We start from the raw sequence: 20,582 nt of genomic DNA, 5'->3' as shown, positions 1-20,582 counted from the left end.
TAGGTGTTAAAGAATTGTAGGTATCAAAATTGTAATTTTTCAAAGATTATGCTAGAATAAATCTATATATGGAATATACGCAGAAATAAGTTAGAAATACATAGAAAACAGGAGGAATTATGGAAGTTACAGAGGTGCAGAAAATAACACAGAATGTGATCGCAGAAGCATCGAAAGTTGTGATTGCCGGAGAAGCGGTTGTTGAGAAGCTGTTAGTCGCGCTGCTTGCAGGCGGACATGTGCTGTTGGAGGATCGCCCGGGAAGTGGAAAGACGACGCTTGCCAAGACATTTGCACGACTGCTGGATGTGGAGCAGAAACGTGTGCAGTTTACGCCGGATCTGATGCCGAGCGATATTACGGGATTGAATGTGTACAGTCAGAAGGATGGGGAGTTTCATCTGGTAAAGGGACCGGTATTTACAAATGTTCTGCTTGCCGATGAGATCAACCGGGCGACACCACGTACACAGGCAAGTTTGCTCGAAGCGATGGAGGAAAAGCAGGTGACGATCGATGGAGAAACATTGCCGCTTGCGGAGCCTTTTTTGGTAGTTGCAACGGAGAACCCGATCGAGACAACCGGAACCTATCCACTTCCGGAAGCACAAGTGGATCGTTTCATGATGAAGCTTTCAATGGGACAGCTGGATACGCAGGCGAAGCTGCACGTGATGGAGACTTTTATGGGGGAACATCCGCTTCTTTCTCTGAAACCGGTCTGCACGGCGGAGCAGATTGCACAGATGCGAGAAGCTGCAAGAACGGTAACTGTACATCCGTGTATCCGGGAGTACATCGTCCAGATTGTGGAGGAAACCGGAAAAAATCAGGGCATCATGACAGAGGTCAGTACACGTGCGATGTTAGCGCTTGTGCGTGCATCACAATGCTATGCGGCAATGCAGGGAAGAACATATATGATACCAGATGATGTGAAGCTGCTTGCTCCATGCGTGCTGGCACATCGGCTTCTGACGTATGGAAGTACAAAGGATAACAACGAACGGATGAAGGAGATCGTAGCAACGGTTGAAGTGCCAGTGGAGGATTGGAAGCAGTGAATCTGATTGTTGCACTTGTGATTGCGAGTCTGGTTTATATTGTACAGAAACGTCTGTACGCGAAATGGTGGAACCGGAATCTCGATGTGACAATTTCATTTGAGGATACATGCGTGAGGGAAGGGGATGCAAGTGCCCTGACAGAGGTTATCTACAATGGAAAGTTTTTGCCTTTGCCTGTCTTTCATGTCAAATTCTCGACCGATCATTCGTTTCGGTTTGCAGATACAGAAAATACAGTCGTGACCGACAGCTATTATCGAAACGATGTGTTCTCTGTGCTTGGCTACCGGAAGATCACGCGGCGGCTGCCGTTTCAGACTGGAAAGCGGGGACTGTATGGCATACCGAGTCTGAATATGACGGCGCGGGATTTCTTTATGACAACGAATTTCGCATATAGCCGGAAATCCGACGCATGGCTGTATGTGCTGCCGAAGCGGGTCGCATCCCCGGAGCTTTCGATGTTCTGTTCCCATTTGCTCGGTGAGTTGGAGACGAGACGAAATCAGATGGAGGATCCGTATACGTTTCGTGGAATCCGGGAATACACCTATGGAGATACTTACGGGAAGATCAACTGGAAGGCAACTGCGAAAGCGTCAAAACTCATGGTAAATATGTATGGTTATACTTCGGAACAGCGCGTGCGGATTCTGCTCAATCTGGAGACGAATATCATGGTAAAGACGGAATATCTGCAGGAGATGAGTATCCGTATGGCGGGAACGATCGCTGAGTATTTTCTGCAACATAAGGTATCGGTGGAACTTGTATCAAATGGGATTGACTGCATGACTGGTGCGTGTGAGCGGGTGGAAGTCGGCATGTCGATGGAGCATGGTGAAACGATCGACAAATATCTGGCACGCATCAAAGAAAATGCAGGAATCGATGCATTTATGCAGATGGTAGATACCGAGATACAGCAGATGGAAGAGCCGATAACGTATGTGATTATTTCTCCTTATTACAAAGAAGATCTGCTTTTGAAGCTTGATTATATGCATAAAAAGCACCCGGAGCTGCACATGGTAGTTCCGTATTATGACATTCAGGATAAGACTGGATGGCGTGGCTATATGCAGGGCGTGGAGGTGAAGTGGAATGAAATCTAAACTGTTACAGGTCACGAAGCTTTTGCACCTTCTATATGAATGGCTTTGCTGCAGTCTGTGCTTTGCCTTTTTTGAAGTTGTGCTTTTGAAACAGGATGTACATTACTTTCTGCTTCCAATCACGGGTGCAATGTTTGTGTATTCGTATATTCTGAGGGAGAAGGCACAGCATTATTTGTGGTTGTTTGTCGGGCATGTGGCGTTGCGGCTGCCGATGCTTTTGCTGCCGGTATCGATGGAGACTCAGTGGTTTTATTTCCTGATTCCTTGTTATCTGTTCTCGGCATCTGTAAAAAGCACATGGAAAAATAAAAGGAAGCAGATGGATGAACTTCCGTGGCCATCCTTTTTGCTGTGCCTGATCGTGTACCTTGTGAGTGGGCATCTCGGTGTGCAGGGACTTCGGATCTATGCTTATGTGACAGCATTGATTCTGCTTTTTCTGTATCTGGCGCTGGTGTACACGGATGGAATGGAAAATTATCTGGACGCGACCAGCCATGTATCGGGAATCCCGATCCGGCAGATACTGTCTGTAAATACGATCATGGTCGGTGCAATCATTCTCTGTCTGACGATTGGACTCGTGCTTGGCGAAGTGTTTGATTTCCGCAGAGTGATCGCGCTGATCGGGCAGGCGATACTGGCAGTGGTTCGTGTGATCGCGATGGTGATCGGACTTTTCTATCACTATATAAGTTTCTGGTTCCGTGGTGGAGAGGCAGAGACAAGTGAACACCAGCAGTTTGATGATGGCGATGTGCCGTCGGGTATTCGTTCCGTCGGACAGACACTGGAGCCGGTGCTCTATGTCGGATTGATCTGTCTGGGACTGTTTATCGCGTATAAAGTGCTGGTCCGGTTTGTCCGGTTCCTGATGGCAAGGCGTAATATCTCGACCGATCAGGTGGAACTGGTTGTAGTAAAAAAGAAGAAAGAGGAACAGCGGACGCATGCAGATGAAAAACGACGGTTTTTATCACGCAGACAGCGGGCAAGACGATGCTACAAGGACTGCATTGAACGCTATCGCTACGATATTGCACTGGAACAGTCGAAAACCGGGCGGGAGATTGAGACGGAATTAAATGAACAGTCGCTCGCGGATGTGACGGAGCTGACGCGCTGTTATGAGGACATCCGATATGGAGACGCGGAGGTAGACCGGGCATTGCTGCAGAAGATGCGCCGGTTATCCAGCCGGTAGAATCGGACGAGTTTTGACAGAATGTGGCATAAAATGGATTGAATAATCGGAGTGCTTATGCTAGAATTAAAGTAACTTTGTTACGAGACTTTTAGAGTCGGATATGGGAGGACAAAAAACATGAAGAAAGTGGCTTATATTGCATCGGAATGCGTACCGTTTATCAAGACTGGCGGACTTGCAGACGTTGTTGGTACATTGCCGAGAATCTTTGATAAAAAGGAGTATGACGTGCGTGTCATCATTCCGAATTATATGTGTCTGCCGGCAAAATTCAAGGAGAAGATGCGTTATCTGACGCATTTCCATATGGATATTGGCTGGAAGCAGCAGTATGTCGGGGTTATGTATCTGGAATATGAAGGGGTTCCGGTATACTTTATTGACAATGAGTATTATTTCAATGGTTTCAATATATACAGTGACGATATGAAATGGGATATCGAGAAGTTCTGCTATTTTAGCAAGGCAGCACTTTCCATCCTGCCAAGTATCGGATTCCAGCCGGATATCGTACACTGCCATGACTGGCAGGCAGGACTGGTTCCGGTATACTTGAAGACATTGTTTGCAGACAATCCATTTTACAGTGGTATGAAGTCAATCATGACGATCCACAACCTGCAGTTCCAGGGAAGATGGGATATCAAGACCGTACAGGAGTATTCCGGACTGCCAGATTATTTGTTTACACCGGATAAGCTGGAGATTGACAAGGATGCAAGTATGCTCAAGGGTGGACTTGTTTATGCAGATAAGATTACAACGGTATCGAATACGTATGCACAGGAGATTCAGACGCCTTATTATGGTGAAGGATTAGACGGTTTGCTCCGCGCGAGAAACCAGAGCCTGTGGGGCATTGTAAATGGTATCGATTACAAGGATTACGATCCGGCTACAGATAAGAAGATCTATAAGAATTACACATTGAAGAATTTCCGCAAGAACAAAGTGGCAAACAAGCTTGCACTGCAGAAGGAACTTGGACTTCCGGAAGATAAGAATGCTTATATGATCGGTATTATCTCCAGACTGACAGATCAGAAGGGCTTAGATCTCGTTGACCGTGTCATGAACGATATCTGTACCGATGGTACACAGTTTGTTGTGCTTGGTACCGGTAACCGGAAATATGAAGATATGTTCCGGTACTATCAGGGCATTCATCCGGCAAAGGTATCTGCGAATATTTATTATTCGGACGAATTGTCACACAAGATGTATGCAGCGTGTGATGCAATGCTGGTTCCATCCCGCTTCGAGCCATGTGGACTGACACAGCTGATGGCACTTCGTTATGGTACACTGCCTATCGTAAGAGAGACGGGCGGACTGAAGGATACGGTTATTCCATACAATGAATTCGAGGGAAGCGGAACCGGATTCTCATTCGCAAACTATAACGCACATGAGTTACTGAATACGATCAACTACTCAAAGCAGGTATACTTCGACAAGAAGAATGCCTGGGAATGTATGCAGGAATGTGCGATGCAGCAGAACTACAGCTGGTCTAATTCCGCAGAGATCTATCAGAGACTGTACGAACAAGTATAAGAAGTATCATATAAAAAGAAAGCGATTTGATTTTCATCGAATCGCTTTCTTTTTTATGATGATTGTGAAACAGAGAAACATCTATCGGATTCTGTTTGACTTGCGTATTACTTGTCTTTTCCCTTCAGAGCTTTCTCCGCGAAAGCTGCCTCATCAATGATCTCTTCCGGCTCAATGCCGGCCTTTAACTTCTCAATCTCATCAATTGTGAGTCCGGACATAAGAGCTACTTCATCTATGGAAATATCCACCTTCAACATGCGCGTTGCAAGGTCGTATTTCGCTTTTGTTGTCTTATTCATAAGGTTAACTCCCTTCAAAAAATATAACTATATTATTATAAATTTTTCAGATATTCCTCGTTGATGGCGAGCACCTGCTTCATTGCTTCCTCACCCGGTGCACCAATCGTATTTCGCTTGCTGACGCAAGTCTTCAGGCTGATTGCATCGTAGATGTCGTCCTCGAATACCGGGCTGATTGCCTTATACTCGCCGATGGACATATCAAGCAGGGATTTATCATGCTCGATGCAGTAGAGTACAAGCTGACCAACGATACCATGTGCATCACGGAACGGAACACCGTGATTAACCAGATAATCAGCCGCATCGGTAGCATTTGTAAATCCGTTCATGGCACTTTTCTCCATGACAGGCTTGTTTAACTTCATTGTAGAGATCATACCTGTGAACAAAGCGATACATCCTTTGACCGTGTCGATTGCATCGAAGGTAAGCTCCTTGTCCTCCTGCATATCCTTATTATATGCAAGTGGGATGCCCTTCATCGTTGTGAGAATGGACATCAGTGCGCCGTATACACGCCCGGTCTTACCGCGGACAAGCTCGGCGATATCCGGATTCTTCTTCTGTGGCATGATCGAACTTCCGGTGCTGTATGCATCATCTAATTCTACAAACTGGTATTCGTTGGAATTCCAGATGATGATCTCCTCAGAGAAACGGGACAGATGCATCATGATCGTAGAGAATGCGGAAAGCATCTCTATCACGTAGTCACGATCGGATACGGAGTCCATACTGTTTAAGGTTGGACCGGCAAAATCCAGAAGACTGGCAGTCAGGTTACGATCCAGCGGATATGTCGTTCCGGCCAGTGCACCTGCACCAAGCGGACAATAGTTCATACGTGTATAGATATCGTTCATACGGCTGTAATCACGTTTGAACATCTCCATATATGCACCGACATGGTGTGCAAATGTGACAGGCTGTGCTTTCTGCAGATGTGTAAAGCCCGGCATATAGGTATCTACATTTTCCTTCATCAGGATATGCAGCTCTTTCATCAGCGATACGAGCAGCTTCTTAACTTCGAGAATTTCATCGCGTACATACAGACGCATGTCGAGAGCTACCTGATCGTTTCTTGAACGTCCGGTGTGAAGCTTCTTACCGACATCACCAATCCGGTCAATCAGGTTCGCTTCGACGAAGCTGTGAATATCTTCATATTTTGAAGAAATCTCCAGAGTTCCATTTTCTACATCGGCAAGGATGCCGTTTAAGCCATCGATAATCTGGTCGCGTTCTGCATCTGTCAGGATACCGCTTGCTGCAAGCATTGTTACATGTGCGATGCTGCCGCGGATGTCCTGCTTGTAGAACTTCTGATCGAAACTGATCGATGCATTAAAATTATATACTAACTGGTCTGTCTCCTTTGTGAAACGACCGCCCCATAACTGTGCCATAATCTACCTCACTTTATCTTCTGTAAATAATTTGCGTTGTGCTAAGGCATATAACAAGGGATTGATTTGTATCGTATATAATGTATCGCACCTAAGAAGTAATAAGGTGTTCTGATATCAGAGATTCCATATTGACGCAACCGCTGTCAATTCGCCATCCGTGGCTCAGTGACAGCTTGCCTGAACATCGTGTTCAGGCATTGCTGATGTGAACAGAACACCAATTACTTCTAAGATGCGAACATATCATATACTACACAAATGAATCCCTTGCCATATGCCAAAGACATTGTAAATATTTACAGATATTTAATGTTTGAAATATAATATACAACAAATCCCAAGAACCGACAAGACAAACGCGAAAAAAGGTTGCGATTTATCATTATATACATTAGAATGATTTACATAATTATAGACATATATAAGACAAGTGCGAAACAGGGAGAATAAAGTGTATCATATATTTCAATCTGGTTTTAATACATTGTATATCGAATGAATAAGATTGAAATATATGTTCGCAGTATAAATGTTTCGCAGTTGTCTGGGATAAGGAGATAAATATGAACACAATTCTTGCAAATATAATCGCAACCGGCGACAGTGGCAAACCACTTCTGGTAGCCATCTGCCTGATTGTCTCCATCGTATTGATGGTCGTTCTGATCATGGTAGGCAAAGGTGGAAATGGAGAAGACGATGAGTCAGATGAGGAAGAAAAAGACAGGAGTAAGCATTAAATGGAGCAGAAAAAAGGGAAAATGCATATTATCCTTCCAGTGCTTGTGGTGGCTGTGATCCTTGTGTTTTATTTTTTCAACTTCCGCATCGGTTCCTATCTGCATCCAGATGAGACCGCATACAGCATGGAAGAATTAACACAATTGGTAACTGAACAGATCAACGATGGTAAGACGACAGGCAATTTCTATGTATCCGGAATTTCGGAGAGTGATATCGGGAATATCAACGAGAATCTGTGCAGCATGAACGGCATGGTCGACCAGTATATGGTGACAGAAAAAAGCAGGGATGGCATGCGGATTCAGTTTCGGTATGAGATCTCGGACAATTATTATGTATGGCAGAAATATGTAAATGGCACGGCGATTCCATCCGAGCATGCACTTGCTTATAAGCTGTATGATAAAGTGGAAGATGTGTTGAAGCAGATCATCAAGCCGGATATGACAGATTATGAAAAGGAACTTGCCATTCATGATTATATTGTGGTGCATTGCCAGTATGGGTATGTGGAATCTTCCAAGGATTATGCGTACCGGGCATATGGTGCTCTGGTGCAGAACAAGGCTGTGTGCAATGGATATGCTGAGGCGATGGCACTGCTTATGACATGCGTTGGAATCGAAAACCAGATCGTAACCGGAACGGCGGATAATGAGCTACATGCATGGAATCAGGTGTGCCTGGATGGAAACTGGTATCAGGTCGATGCCACATGGGACGATCCTTTGCCGGATCGCGGTGTATTTGCTGGACATGAGTATTTCAATGTGACGGATGAGATCATGGATGAACGGCATGACTGGAAGCAGGATGCATTTCCGGCGTGTGACAGCACCGATTATAATTATTACGAGCAAAATGATCTGATCTGTGACAGCGATGCGTTCCGTACACTGCTCAAGGATCAGGCATTGCGCAACAGCACGGGGACAATTGAGGTTGTCGTGACCGATTATACGACCGATTTTGATTATTCCTTTATGCAGGATGTGAGTGCGGTGCAGTATTTTCAGTACACAGAAGAGCCTTACGGCGCGTATGAACTGGTAACGGTATATTTAAATCAGAGGTAGAAGATGGAAATCGTTGAGATAGAAGAAAAAGCAGAATATATAAAAGAGTTGTTTGAAAAGGAGAAATACGACAGCTTTTATCTGTATGAGGCGCGGGTGAAAACGAAACTTGATTATTATGTAAATGGCAGACTGAACCGTGAGTATTTTGATACGGAGGCACAGGCAGATCTGCCGGAATATATTGAATGGAAGGATATCAAGGCGACCGTGTATGCGTATCTGAAAGGGGAACGGCTGCCGATCGGCTTTAAGATCATTTTGATGTTCAATCGCGAGAATATCAGCCGTTTGTTGGAAATGAACAATCTGCCGGTCAAAGAGGAGGATGTGAGCGCGTTGTTTATGAACGTGGTTTATGAGCATGAAACGCTGTCTGTGACAACTGGAACATCTCTGAAGATATTTACGATGGATAAAACATTGGAGCATATCTGGGACGATACGATCAAGAAATATTATATTTAAAGTAGAATTATTAGCACTCAATAAAAATGAGTGCTAATTTTTTCTTGACATTCAAATTTCCAAGTATTATTATCTTATTTATGAAATATACATTCGTAAAATGAAGTCTGCAGGAAAGGACAGCAGACTTGTATTGGTTTTAGGAGGTAATAAGACATGGAACGACAGGGTAATTTATCAATTAACAGTGACAACATTTTTCCGATTATTAAGAAATGGCTTTATTCCGATCAGGATATTTTCATTCGAGAGCTGATTTCCAACGGCTGTGATGCAATCACAAAATTAAAGAAGCTTGCCGTGATGGGAGATTATGAGGAAGTTGAAGGCGAGGAGTACAAGATTGAGGTGTACGCGTCTGCCAAGGATAAGACTTTGACATTCGTCGATAACGGTCTTGGTATGACCGAGGAAGAGGTTGACAAATACATCAACCAGATCGCATTTTCCGGTGCGACGGACTTCATCAACAAGTACAAGGACAAGGCTGGCGATGAGCAGATCATCGGACATTTTGGACTTGGTTTTTATTCCGCATTTATGGTTGCCGATAAGGTAACGATCGAGACATGTTCCTACAAGGAAGGTGCAAAGCCGGTATACTGGGAGTGCGACGGCGGAACGAATTATACGATGAGTGAGAGCGACGACGATATCCGTGGTACAGCCATTACATTGTATCTGAATGAGGATTGCCTGGAGTATGCAAATGAGTACCGTGTAAAGGAAGTTATCCAGAAGTATTGTGCATTTATGCCATACAACATCTACTTTATCAATGAGGATAAGGAAGAGGAAGAAGCTGCCAAGAAGGAAGCTGAGAAGAAGGAAAAGGACAAGGTGATCGAGGTCGATACGACACAGGAAGATGAGCTTGTCGGCGATGCACCGAAGAAGGATGAGGCAGAAGAGAAGAAAGAGGATGCCACAGAGGAAAAGAAAGAAGAGAGAAAACCGTTAAATGATACGAATCCTCTCTGGATGCGCAATCCGAAGGATTGTACGGACGAGCAGTACATTGATTTCTATCAGCATGTATTCTTGGACTTCAAGAAGCCGCTCTTCTGGATCCACCTGAATATGGACTATCCATTTAACTTAAAGGGTATTTTGTACTTCCCGAAGATCAATACACAGTATGACCAGTTGGAAGGTACGATTAAGTTATATAACAATCAGGTATTTATCGCAGATAACATCAAGGAAGTTATTCCAGAGTTTTTGCTTCTGCTGAAGGGTGTCATTGATTGTCCGGATCTGCCGCTGAACGTATCCCGTTCCGCACTGCAGAACGATGGTTTTGTCAAGAAGATCTCAGATTACATCACGAAGAAGGTCGCTGATAAGCTGACTGGCATGTACAAAAACAACAAGGAAGATTACGAGAAGTATTGGGATGACTTAAGCCCATTCATCAAGTTTGGCTGCCTGAAGGATGAGAAGTTCTGTGACAAGATGACAGACTACATGCTCTTCAAGGATATCAACGGCAAGTATATTACACTTCCGGAGTACCTCGAAGAGGGCAAGGAGAAATACGAGAACAAGGTATTCTATATCTCCGATGAAGTGGCACAGTCCCAGTACATCAACATGTTCAAGGAAGAGGGCATGAATGCGGTTTATCTGACACACAACATTGATAACCCATACATCACACACCTGGAAGGTAAGAATGAAAATGTGAAGTTCCTGCGTATCGATGCAGACCTTGCCGATAACTTTGTCGGTGAGAAGCTGACGGAAGAGCAGACGAAGGAATATACCGATAAGCTTTCTGAGGCATTCAAGAAAGCAACTGGAAATGACAAGCTTGTAGTCAAGGTTGAGAGCATGAAGAATGAGAATGTATCTTCTGTCCTGACGGTTTCCGAGGAGTCACGTCGTATGATGGAAATGATGCGTGTCTACAATATGGGCGGCATGGATCCGAACATGTTTGGAGCAGGCGAGGCAGAGACACTTGTTTTAAATGCAAACAACAAGCTTGTAAAATACATCTTAGATAATCCAGAGGGTGAGTACAAGGATATGATCTGCAACCAGCTTTATGATTTAGCTGTTCTTGCCAACAAGCCGCTCTCTGCTGAGAAGATGACAGCATTTGTAAAACGAAGCAACGATCTGCTTGGATTGTTGATCTAATATAATCACATAAGGTGGTCAAAATGCATGTCAGATGTAAATATGCATAGTAGATTCATTCGTAATATAACATATTGTGACTAAGAAGTAATATTCGTGTTCTGGGATATATGTATTACCGTACGCAACCGCTGCCAATTCGCCATCCATGGCTCAGTGGCAACTTGCGAAAACATCGTGTTTTCGCATTGCTGATATTCACAGAACACGAATTACTTCTAAGTCACAAATGTATCATATTACTTCATGAATCTATATGCGCATTTACATTGACATGCATTTTTGATATTATGTGATTGCAATTTTAGAAAGTAGCTTACGAAACGGACTATGATTTGCTTTTATGTGTCTGCATCGTTGTCTGACAATATAAATATGTTTGGAATTTAGAAGTTCTTGATGTTCTGTAAATAAACAGCAATGTTTGAACACGATGTTCAAACAAACCGCCACTGAGCCATGGATGGCGAATTGGCGGTGGTTGCGTGCGTTGTTTAGCTTGTGAATCAGAACATCTTAGAACTTCTTAATTTCAATACATCTTATATAGTCAGACAACGATGCAGACATATATGCAAATCATAGTGTGTTTCGTGATTATTGATCGTGATTATTGAAATGAAAAGGAGTAAGAAAATGGCATTTGACGGAGTAACCGTGTCTGCAATCGTCAGCGAATTAAAGAAGAATCTGACAGGCGGACGTATCTATAAAATATATCAGCCGGAAGTGGATGAGCTGTGTCTGGTCGTAAAAAACCGGACAGAACAGGGCAACACAACCAGTCGTCTGGTGATCTCTGCAGATGCCAGTCTGCCTCTTATTTATCTGACGGGGCAGATAAAGGAGAACCCGTCGACAGCCCCGAATTTTTGTATGCTGCTACGGAAGCATATTGGAAATGCACGCATTTTATCCGTGACACAGCCGAACTTTGAGCGAATTGTAGAGATGCAGTTAGAACACCTTGATGAAATGGGTGATCTTTGCCAGAAGAAGCTGATCGTCGAGATCATGGGAAAACACAGCAACATCATCTTCACGGATGCGGATGGTACGATCATTGACAGCATCAAGCATATTTCCCATCAAGTAAGTTCGGTGCGGGAAGTGCTGCCGGGAAGAACGTATGTATATCCTCCGGCACAGGAAAAGGAAAATCCGCTCGACATTGATATCAATTATTTTATGAATCATGTCCTGCGCAAGCCGGTATCGGTGACGAAGGCAATCTATACATCGCTGACAGGATTATCACCGGTGATCGCAAATGAGATCTGTTACCGGGCTGGTGTCGATGGCGGCATGAGTACGGCTGGACTCTCGATGCAGGAGCAGGAGGATTTGTATGCAGCGTTTGATGCGATGCGTACAAGTATAAAAGAAGAACAGTTTGCACCGTGTATTGCATATCAGGGGTATGCACCGAAGGAATTTGCGGCGTGTACACTGACGATGTACGGAGAGGAAGCAGACAACCTTCCCAAGAAGGATGTGGATGGACTGAAAGTATTTCCGTCGATGTCTCCGGTCATTGAAGAATACTATCAGGCAAAAAGTGTGGTAACGCGCATCCGGCAGCGGTCGACGGATCTTCGTAAGATTGTGAACAACGCGATTGAGCGGACGGCGAAGAAATACGATCTGCAGCGGTCACAGCTAAAGGATACAGAGAAACGGGATAAATACAAGGTCTATGGTGAATTGCTGACTGCCTATGGATATTCTTGTAAACCGGGCGATAAAGAAATCACCTGCGAGAACTACTATGATAGCAGTATGCTTACGATTCCGCTTGATCCAGAGCAGTCGGCGATGGAAAATGCAAAGCGGTATTTCAACAAATATAATAAACTGAAGCGTACCTATGAGGCGCTGATGGAGCTTACCGTAGAGTCGAAAGAGGAACTTGATTATCTGCTTTCTGTGCAGAATTCGCTGGAGATTGCGAAGACAGAAAATGATCTGCAGGAGATCAAGCAGGAGCTTGTGGAAAGTGGCTATGTGCGCGGCAGATTCGATCGGAACAAGCAGAAGAAACAGGTGAAGGCAAAGCCACTGCATTATATATCCAGTGATGGCTACCATATGTATGTCGGAAAGAATAATTTCCAGAATGAGGAGCTGACATTTAAGTTTGCAGAGGGCAATGATCTGTGGTTTCATGCCAAACAGATGCCGGGTTCCCATGTGATCGTCAAGACGAACGGTGAGACAGAGATTCCAGACCGTACCTACGAGGAGGCAGCGAGACTGGCGGCATATTACTCAACCGGCAAAGAAGCACCGAAGGTGGAGATTGACTATACGACGAAGAAAAATCTGAAGAAACCGCCGAAAGCAAAGCCGGGTTTTGTAATCTATCATACGAATTATTCGATGAGTATCGAGCCGGATATCCACGGGATTGCAGAAGCTTAAAACGTGAAATTAAACATCAAAACACCTTGATTTTTAGGGGTGCCTATACTATAATAATGTAGATTATCGTTCATGGATAAGATAGAAACGATAATCTGCATTATTTTTATGTGTGCATAAATGCGCAGGGAGAAACGATTGCCGCAAGGCAACCGACGTATATAGGAGACTATCGTGATAAAAAGTATGACAGGCTTCGGAAGAGGCGAACAGGTAAATGACGATCGTAAGATCGTGGTAGAGATCAAGGCGGTGAATCATAGATTCTGTGATATGAATGTGAAGCTGCCAAAGAAGCTGAATTATTTTGAGACAGATATCAGAACCTGCCTGAAAGAGTACATTCAGCGAGGAAAAGTAGATGTATTTATCACATACGAAGATTATACAAAGTCCAATGTATGTGTAAAATATAATAAGGAAATTGCAACCGAATATGTAAATTATCTGAACAGTATGGTGGATGATTTTGGTTTGCAGTCAGATGTGAAGCCGTCTGTGATCGGCAGATTCCCAGAGGTGTTTACATTGGAGGAGCAGTCTGTGGATGAGAATGAGATATGGTCTCATTTGGAGGGTGTTGTGCGGGAAGCAGCCGAGAAATTTGTGGAATCCCGTGTCCGTGAAGGTGAGAACCTGAAGAAAGACTTGCTTGCCAAGCTTTCTGCGATGTCAGACATTGTGGCTTATATCGAGGAGAAATCCCCACAGATCATCGAGGACTATAAGGCGAGATTGATCGAGAAGGTGGATGAACTTGCAATCAATACGCAGATCGATGATCAGCGTATTGCAGCCGAGGTTACAATGTATGCGGATAAGGTCTGTGTGGACGAAGAGGTTGTACGTCTCAGAAGTCATATTGACAGTACAATCAAAATCCTGACCGAGGGTGGTGCCGTTGGCCGGAAGCTTGATTTCATCGTACAGGAGATGAACCGGGAAGCAAACACGATTCTTTCCAAGGCAAATTCCCTGATCATTTCCGATAAGGGAATCGACCTGAAGACAGAGATCGAGAAGGTTCGTGAACAGATACAGAATATAGAGTAGGGGGAACCAGATAGATTATGGCAAAGAAAGGTTCTTTGATCGTTATTTCCGGATTCTCCGGTGTTGGTAAAGGTACCGTGGTAAAGAAGATGGTTGCCGAGTATGGTTACAGCCTGTCGGTTTCTGCGACAACACGTGCACCGCGGGAAGGCGAAGTAGACGGAAGAGAATATTATTTCAAATCCGTGGATGAATTTCGGAATCTGATTGATTATAATGGATTTATTGAGTGGGCACAGTATGTGGAGAACTACTATGGAACCCCAAGAAAATTTGTAGAAGATGAGATGGCGAAGGGGCATGATGTGATCTTAGAGATCGAAGTGCAGGGCGCGATGAATGTTCGGGAACAGTATCCGGATGCGATTCTTATCTTTATCACAGCACCGAGCGCGAAGGGACTCCGGGAGCGTCTGGCAGGACGTGGCACCGAGAGCGAGGAAGTCATCGACAAACGCATGCAACGTGCAGTGGAGGAGTCCGAGGATATGCAGCAATACGACTATATCGTTGTCAACGACGATTTAGATACATGTGTACACAGCGTACACTCGATTATTGTCGGCAGAAAATGTCTGCGCGAGAATAATCTGGAATTTATAGAAGAGATTAAAAACGAGCTGAAAGCTTTATAGGAAGGGAGATATAGACAATGATACATCCATCTTACACGGAATTAATGGAAGTGATTAACAGCGACGTAGAACCAGGTGAACAGCCGGTTGTTCAGAGTCGTTATTCTGTGGTTATGGCGACTGCAAAGAGAGCCAGACAGATCATCGATGGCGCAGAGCCATTGGTAAAATCCGAGAGTGGCAATCCACTTTCTACCGCAGTCAAGGAGCTGTATAGCGGAAAAGTTAAGATTGTCGGAGATGACGAGTAAAGAAACCCGAAAGGTTCAAAAAGGCTGCAGAACAAATGCTGTAGCCTTATTTACTTTTCACTTCTATTCTTTTAGGGAGGACAGCGTATGAAATTATTAGAAGTATTACAGGGACTGGATTATGAGGTTTTGAAGGGAAACACAGATACAGAGATCCGGGAGATCCAGAACGATTCGCGAAAGGTACAGCCGGGAGATCTGTTTTTCTGTATCTCTGGTGCGGTATCAGATGGACATACATATGCAGAGGATGTGGCTGCGAAGGGTGCAGCCGTGATCGTCGTGGAAAAGCCGGTAAATGTGCCAGACACCGTGACGGTGATCCGTGTGAAGAGTACCCGGTATGCGATGGGTAAGATCAGTTCCGCGTTTTATGGAAATCCTTCTGAGAAGCTGACGGTCATTGGACTGACCGGAACCAAAGGAAAGACGACAACGACCTATATGATCCGTGAGATGCTGGAACGCTCCGGGATTAAAACCGGCTTGATCGGTACGATTGAAATTATAGATGGAAGTCAGAAGATTCATGCGGACAACACAACACCAGAGTCGATGATCTTGCATAAATATTTAAAGAATATGGTGGAAAATGGCTGCAAGGCTGTCGTGATGGAGGTTTCTTCGCAGGGATTGATGTTAGATCGTGTAGCGGGTGTGGATTTTGATTATGGTATCTTCACAAATCTGTCGAAGGATCATATCGGTCCAAATGAACACGCAAGTTTTGAGGAATACCGAGACTGGAAAGCAAAGCTGTTTACACTCTGCAAGACTGGTATTTTCAATGTGGACGATGCAAATGCAGCGTACATGATGGAGCATGCAACCTGTGAGAAATTAACCTACGGGGAATGTGCAGATGCGGATTACCGGGCAAAAGACATCGAATTATACAGAGAAAAAGGTGTGCTTGGAATCCAGTATGCATTGTGCGGAAAACTGGATGCAAAGATTGTGGTAGACCTGCCGGGAGAGTTCTCCGTGCATAATTCTCTGGCAGCAGTCGCAGTGGCAGATCAGATGCAGGTTGGTATTACAGATATTCAGAATATATTGAAGGAAGCAAAGGCACGCGGACGTGTGGAGATGATTCCAATCTCCGATTCATTTACGCTGATGATCGATTATGCGCACAATGCAATGGCGCTTGAAAGTCTGCTTACAGCGCTTCGAGCCTACAATCCGAAACGTCTGGTGACCTTGTTTGGATGTGGCGGAAACCGTTCCAGAGACCGTCGGTTTGAGATGGGCGAAGTATCAGGGAAAATGTCTGATTTTACGATTATTACAAGCGATAACCCAAGAGATGAGGAACCGCTTGCAATTATCGCAGATATCGAAACCGGAATGAAGAAAACGGATGGGGAATACGTGAAGATCACAGATCGGAAGGAAGCAATCCGTTATGCAATCCTGCATGCGAAAGAGGGCGATGTCATCGTCCTTGCAGGAAAGGGACATGAAGACTATCAGGAGATTCATGGTGTGAAACATCACATGGATGAACGGGATCTGATTCGTGAGATTTTGGAGGAAGAGGATGTCACAAACATATGCGGATATAATAATCGATATTTCGCATAGTGCGATCGACCGGGTGTTTCAATACCGGATCGGAGATGCATGGAAAGAGCAGGTACAGGTCGGAAGTCTGGTGACGGTTCCGTTTGGAAAAGGAAATGCGCACCGGCACGGTTATGTGATTGGTATCACACAGACTCCATCCTACGAACCGGATAAGATCAAAGAGATCGTCGATGTGCCGCAGAAAGGACTTCCAATCGAGGGAAAGCTGATCCAGCTTGCTGCATGGATGCGGGAGACATATGGGACAACGATGAATCAGGCGTTGCAGACAGTCATGCCAGTGAAACAGACGGTGCGAAAGACTGCGCAGAAGGTGGAGGAGACAACTTTGCCGGATACAAACTGGGAGTTTGTGACACTGAATGATGAGCAGCAGGCGCTGGTCGATGCATTTGCGGAAGATATACAGGCAGGAGAGCGGCATACATATCTGCTGCACGGTGTAACCGGAAGTGGGAAGACAGAGGTCTATATCCAGTGCATCAAGGAAGTGATCCGGGAGGGCGGTCAGGCGATTGTGCTGATTCCGGAGATTTCGCTGACGTATCAGACACTGGCGCGGTTCCGAAAACATTTTGGCACGCGTGTGGCATTTGTCAATTCCAAGCAGAGCAAGGGTGAGAAATACGAGCAGTTCCGCAAGGCGAAGGAAGGGGAAGTCGATGTTGTGATCGGTCCCCGCTCGGCACTTTTTACGCCATTTCCGAATCTGAAGCTGCTAGTAATGGATGAGGAGCATGATCCGGCATTTAAGAGTGATCAGGCACCGCGGTATCATGCAAGAGACGTGGCAATCAAGCGTGCAGAGCTGGAAGAAGCCAGTGTCATTCTCGGTTCGGCGACCCCGAGTATCGAGAGCTATGCGCGGGCAGAAGCCGGACAATACCGGTTATGGGAATTAAAAGAACGCCCCGATGGTGTGCAGGCACAGAAAATCGAGGTTGTGGATCTGCGCGAGGAGCTCCGACGGGGAAACCGGAGTATCATCAGCCGGAGTCTCTATGAGAAGATACAGGAGCGGCTTGAGAGAAAAGAGCAGATGATGCTTTTTATCAACCGCCGGGGATTTAACAGCTTTGTATCGTGCCGGGCATGTGGTGAGGCAATCAAATGTCCAAGATGTGATGTGGCGTTAACGTATCATCAGCAGACAATACAGGCACAGAGACAACTGGTGTGTCATTACTGTGGCTATACGACAGCGATGCCAAAGCAGTGTCCGTCCTGTAAATCGAATATGATCGCCGGATTTGGAACCGGTACAGAGAAGGTTGAAGAGGAAATAAAAAAACTGTTCCCTGCGATTAAGACCTTGCGGATGGATCGGGATACAACGATGCGGAAGGACGCAGGTGCCAGAATTCTGAAGCAGTTTGCGGAAGGAAAGGCAGATATGCTGATCGGCACGCAGATGATCGTCAAGGGACATGATTACAGCAATGTGACGTTGGTTGGCGTGATCCTGGCGGATTTATCCTTATACGCAAATGACTACCGTGCAGGAGAACGTACTTTTGATCTTCTGACGCAGGCAGCCGGACGTGCCGGTCGAGGCGAAAAAGAAGGAGCGGTCGTGATACAGACCTATCAGCCGGAGCATTATGCGATTGCGGCAGCTGCCAGTCAGGATTACAAAGCATTTTACGAAATGGAGATGGCATACAGGCGGATGCTTCGTTATCCACCGGTTTATGATATGCTGCAGATTCTGCTGACTGGAGAATCTAAAGGAAAAGTAGAAAGCTATGCCGGGATTTTATGCCGGGATTTAAAGGAAAAGACAAAGACATTACAATATACGCAGACAAGGATCATCGGACCGGGAGAAGCGGCGATTGGAAAGATCAACGATGAATACCGTTATGTGATCTATATCAAGGCACCGGGTCTTGGCGCAATCACGACGCTGCGTGACTATATTGACACATGCGGCTGCGAAGGCGTGACGATTAGCGTGGATATGAACCCGATGACGGTTTGTTAAGAAAAATATGGTTTTAAATTATAATATAAATGGAGGGCAATATGGCAACGAGAAAGATACGTTTAGATGGTGATGATGTATTGAGAAAGGTCTGCAAACCGATTGAGAAGATGACACCACGGTTGCAGACATTGATCGATGATATGTATGAGACGATGTATGAGGCAAATGGTGTGGGACTGGCGGCACCACAGGTTGGTATATTAAAGCGCATTGTCGTGATCGATATCGGAGATGATAATGCCTATACATTGATCAATCCAAAGATTATCGAGGCGGACGGCGAACAGACAGGCGAGGAAGGCTGCCTGAGTCTGCCGGGTCTGCAGGGCACCGTGACAAGACCAAATCATGTAATCTGTGAAGCATATGACGAGGATATGCAGCTTCGGCAGATCGAGGGCGAAGGATTACTGGCACGTGCAATCTGTCATGAGTTAGATCATCTCGATGGAATTCTGTACAAGGACAAGGTAGAGGATGGACTTTACAAAGTAGAGCCAGTTGAGCCGGAAGAGTAACCAGAAATCGTAAGTGCAACAGGGTAGAACATGGAGGTAGAGCATGAGAATCATATATATGGGAACGCCGGAGTTTGCAGCGATTGCGCTTTCGGCAATCGTGAAAGAACATGAGGTGGTTGCGGTTGTGACACAGCCGGACAAACCACAGGGACGAAACCGCAAGCTGGTACCAACACCAGTCAAGGTGAAAGCACAGGAATATGAGATTCCCGTCTATCAGCCGGAGAAGGTGCGCGAGGCAGAGATGGTAGAAACGCTTCGGTCATACAAGCCGGATGCAATCGTGGTGGCTGCGTATGGACAGATTCTGCCGGAGAGCATTTTATCGATTCCGCCGTATGGCTGTATCAACATTCATGCGTCACTGCTTCCGAAATACCGTGGCGCAGCACCAATTGAGCGTGCAATCATCGACGGAGAGACGGTAACTGGTGTCACAACGATGTATATGGAAAAAGGGCTTGATACCGGAGACATGATCGACAAGGTGGAGGTTGCGATCACACCGGAAGATACTGGAGCCACGCTGCATGACAAGCTTGCCGAGGCTGGAGCAGCTTTGATTTTGGAGACACTCACCAAACTGGAAAATCATACAGCAACACGGACGAAACAGGATGATGCACAGAGTTGTTATGCATCAATGCTTTCCAAAGAAATGGGGCGGATGGATTTTGCGAAGTCCGCAGAGGAACTGGAACGTCTGATCCGGGGACTCAATCCGTGGCCGTGTGCATATACAGAGATAGACGGCAAGAATGTGAAGATCTACAAAGCAAAGGTCATCGCAATGGACGATGCATATAAGACGCAGGCACAGGGAAAGGTGGAACAGACACTGACCTTTGCGCCGGGCGAAATCGTGGAGGTTGCAAAGAAGTATTTTGTGATCGCGTGTGGCACGGATGCCTTGCAGATCCAGAAACTGCAGCCGGAGGGTAAGAAGCCGATGGATACCGTAGCTTATTTAAATGGCAATCCGCTTAAGGCAGGGATGACTGTAAATTGGAAATAAAGAGGAG

The 20,582-nt window shown here is 45.3% G+C and carries 18 protein-coding genes; 16 read left to right on the top strand and 2 right to left on the bottom strand.

The window, feature by feature from the left end; genetic code table 11:
* Window positions 1–119 precede the first annotated feature (119 nt).
* From AAAT93_RS12490 to glgA, 4 genes are all read left to right on the top strand, one after another.
* Window positions 120–1,064: an AAA family ATPase gene (locus AAAT93_RS12490; protein WP_227573281.1), complete on the top strand. Its 945-nt coding sequence runs from the start codon at window positions 120–122 to the stop codon at window positions 1,062–1,064.
* On the top strand, window positions 1,061–2,182 hold the full coding sequence (locus AAAT93_RS12485) for a DUF58 domain-containing protein (protein ID WP_227573280.1): 1,122 nt from the start codon (window positions 1,061–1,063) through the stop codon (window positions 2,180–2,182). Before AAAT93_RS12490 ends, AAAT93_RS12485 begins: the two co-directional genes overlap by 4 nt.
* The gene (locus AAAT93_RS12480) at window positions 2,172–3,389 is read left to right on the top strand and encodes a DUF4129 domain-containing protein (RefSeq protein ID WP_117780664.1); all 1,218 of its coding nucleotides are present in this window, start codon (window positions 2,172–2,174) and stop codon (window positions 3,387–3,389) included. Before AAAT93_RS12485 ends, AAAT93_RS12480 begins: the two co-directional genes overlap by 11 nt.
* Before the next feature lie 120 nt (window positions 3,390–3,509).
* Window positions 3,510–4,949 carry a glycogen synthase GlgA gene (gene glgA, locus AAAT93_RS12475; RefSeq protein WP_117780663.1) on the top strand — a complete coding sequence of 480 codons (1,440 nt, stop codon included), beginning with the start codon at window positions 3,510–3,512 and terminating at the stop codon, window positions 4,947–4,949.
* A 107-nt stretch (window positions 4,950–5,056) separates the two neighbouring features.
* On the opposite strand, the gene AAAT93_RS12470 is transcribed toward glgA, so the two are convergent.
* Window positions 5,057–5,251 (bottom strand): hypothetical protein, encoded by a 195-nt coding sequence (locus AAAT93_RS12470; RefSeq protein ID WP_021985254.1) that lies wholly within the window; start codon window positions 5,249–5,251, stop codon window positions 5,057–5,059.
* Window positions 5,252–5,286: 35 nt separating this feature from the next.
* Window positions 5,287–6,666: an argininosuccinate lyase gene (gene argH, locus AAAT93_RS12465; RefSeq protein WP_021985253.1), complete on the bottom strand. Its 1,380-nt coding sequence runs from the start codon at window positions 6,664–6,666 to the stop codon at window positions 5,287–5,289.
* Window positions 6,667–7,232: 566 nt separating this feature from the next.
* On the opposite strand from argH, the gene AAAT93_RS12460 reads away from it, so the two are divergent.
* The 12 genes from AAAT93_RS12460 to fmt all read left to right on the top strand — a co-directional run bounded on the left by AAAT93_RS12460 (window position 7,233) and on the right by fmt (window position 20,575).
* Window positions 7,233–7,409 (top strand): hypothetical protein, encoded by a 177-nt coding sequence (locus AAAT93_RS12460; RefSeq protein WP_021985252.1) that lies wholly within the window; start codon window positions 7,233–7,235, stop codon window positions 7,407–7,409.
* Window positions 7,410–8,489, top strand: a complete 1,080-nt coding sequence (locus AAAT93_RS12455; RefSeq protein ID WP_021985251.1) for a transglutaminase domain-containing protein — start codon at window positions 7,410–7,412, stop codon at window positions 8,487–8,489.
* 3 nt (window positions 8,490–8,492) lie between these two features.
* The gene (locus tag AAAT93_RS12450) at window positions 8,493–8,957 is read left to right on the top strand and encodes a DUF5721 family protein (RefSeq protein ID WP_021985250.1); all 465 of its coding nucleotides are present in this window, start codon (window positions 8,493–8,495) and stop codon (window positions 8,955–8,957) included.
* A gap of 156 nt (window positions 8,958–9,113) precedes the next feature.
* Window positions 9,114–11,102 (top strand): molecular chaperone HtpG, encoded by a 1,989-nt coding sequence (gene htpG / locus AAAT93_RS12445; RefSeq protein WP_118373457.1) that lies wholly within the window; start codon window positions 9,114–9,116, stop codon window positions 11,100–11,102.
* Between the two features lie 636 nt (window positions 11,103–11,738).
* Window positions 11,739–13,523 (top strand): Rqc2 family fibronectin-binding protein, encoded by a 1,785-nt coding sequence (locus AAAT93_RS12440; RefSeq protein WP_021985248.1) that lies wholly within the window; start codon window positions 11,739–11,741, stop codon window positions 13,521–13,523.
* A gap of 174 nt (window positions 13,524–13,697) precedes the next feature.
* Entirely contained in the window at window positions 13,698–14,576 is an 879-nt protein-coding gene (locus tag AAAT93_RS12435; protein WP_021985247.1) for a YicC/YloC family endoribonuclease, read from the top strand.
* A 17-nt stretch (window positions 14,577–14,593) separates the two neighbouring features.
* Complete coding sequence (gene gmk / locus AAAT93_RS12430) at window positions 14,594–15,211, top strand: guanylate kinase (RefSeq protein WP_021985246.1); 618 nt, start codon at window positions 14,594–14,596, stop codon at window positions 15,209–15,211.
* A gap of 17 nt (window positions 15,212–15,228) precedes the next feature.
* Window positions 15,229–15,462, top strand: a complete 234-nt coding sequence (gene rpoZ / locus AAAT93_RS12425; protein ID WP_117780658.1) for a DNA-directed RNA polymerase subunit omega — start codon at window positions 15,229–15,231, stop codon at window positions 15,460–15,462.
* Between the two features lie 87 nt (window positions 15,463–15,549).
* Window positions 15,550–17,049, top strand: a complete 1,500-nt coding sequence (locus AAAT93_RS12420; RefSeq protein WP_021985244.1) for a UDP-N-acetylmuramoyl-L-alanyl-D-glutamate--2,6-diaminopimelate ligase — start codon at window positions 15,550–15,552, stop codon at window positions 17,047–17,049.
* Window positions 17,006–19,036, top strand: a complete 2,031-nt coding sequence (priA, locus tag AAAT93_RS12415) for a replication restart helicase PriA (protein WP_021985243.1) — start codon at window positions 17,006–17,008, stop codon at window positions 19,034–19,036. Before AAAT93_RS12420 ends, priA begins: the two co-directional genes overlap by 44 nt.
* Before the next feature lie 41 nt (window positions 19,037–19,077).
* The gene (def, locus tag AAAT93_RS12410) at window positions 19,078–19,557 is read left to right on the top strand and encodes a peptide deformylase (protein WP_021985242.1); all 480 of its coding nucleotides are present in this window, start codon (window positions 19,078–19,080) and stop codon (window positions 19,555–19,557) included.
* A gap of 43 nt (window positions 19,558–19,600) precedes the next feature.
* Window positions 19,601–20,575 carry a methionyl-tRNA formyltransferase gene (fmt, locus tag AAAT93_RS12405; RefSeq protein ID WP_021985241.1) on the top strand — a complete coding sequence of 325 codons (975 nt, stop codon included), beginning with the start codon at window positions 19,601–19,603 and terminating at the stop codon, window positions 20,573–20,575.
* The last annotated feature ends 7 nt before the right edge of the window (window positions 20,576–20,582 follow it).

This window comes from Coprococcus hominis (ex Arizal et al. 2022), assembly GCF_040094675.1.
GTDB lineage: Bacteria > Bacillota > Clostridia > Lachnospirales > Lachnospiraceae > Coprococcus_C > Coprococcus_C hominis.
The sequence above is the reverse complement of the archived record's forward strand: the minus strand, read 5'-3'. Positions and strand labels throughout refer to the sequence as shown.

Coding starts and splice junctions, on each gene's coding strand:
- AAAT93_RS12490 (WP_227573281.1), top strand. CDS start 120: ATGGAAGTTACAGAGGTGCAGAAAATAACACAGAATGTGATCGCAGAA.
- AAAT93_RS12480 (WP_117780664.1), top strand. CDS start 2,172: ATGAAATCTAAACTGTTACAGGTCACGAAGCTTTTGCACCTTCTATAT.
- glgA (WP_117780663.1), top strand. CDS start 3,510: ATGAAGAAAGTGGCTTATATTGCATCGGAATGCGTACCGTTTATCAAG.
- AAAT93_RS12470 (WP_021985254.1), bottom strand. CDS start 5,251: ATGAATAAGACAACAAAAGCGAAATACGACCTTGCAACGCGCATGTTG.
- argH (WP_021985253.1), bottom strand. CDS start 6,666: ATGGCACAGTTATGGGGCGGTCGTTTCACAAAGGAGACAGACCAGTTA.
- AAAT93_RS12460 (WP_021985252.1), top strand. CDS start 7,233: ATGAACACAATTCTTGCAAATATAATCGCAACCGGCGACAGTGGCAAA.
- AAAT93_RS12455 (WP_021985251.1), top strand. CDS start 7,410: ATGGAGCAGAAAAAAGGGAAAATGCATATTATCCTTCCAGTGCTTGTG.
- AAAT93_RS12450 (WP_021985250.1), top strand. CDS start 8,493: ATGGAAATCGTTGAGATAGAAGAAAAAGCAGAATATATAAAAGAGTTG.
- htpG (WP_118373457.1), top strand. CDS start 9,114: ATGGAACGACAGGGTAATTTATCAATTAACAGTGACAACATTTTTCCG.
- AAAT93_RS12440 (WP_021985248.1), top strand. CDS start 11,739: ATGGCATTTGACGGAGTAACCGTGTCTGCAATCGTCAGCGAATTAAAG.
- gmk (WP_021985246.1), top strand. CDS start 14,594: ATGGCAAAGAAAGGTTCTTTGATCGTTATTTCCGGATTCTCCGGTGTT.
- rpoZ (WP_117780658.1), top strand. CDS start 15,229: ATGATACATCCATCTTACACGGAATTAATGGAAGTGATTAACAGCGAC.
- AAAT93_RS12420 (WP_021985244.1), top strand. CDS start 15,550: ATGAAATTATTAGAAGTATTACAGGGACTGGATTATGAGGTTTTGAAG.
- priA (WP_021985243.1), top strand. CDS start 17,006: ATGTCACAAACATATGCGGATATAATAATCGATATTTCGCATAGTGCG.
- def (WP_021985242.1), top strand. CDS start 19,078: ATGGCAACGAGAAAGATACGTTTAGATGGTGATGATGTATTGAGAAAG.
- fmt (WP_021985241.1), top strand. CDS start 19,601: ATGAGAATCATATATATGGGAACGCCGGAGTTTGCAGCGATTGCGCTT.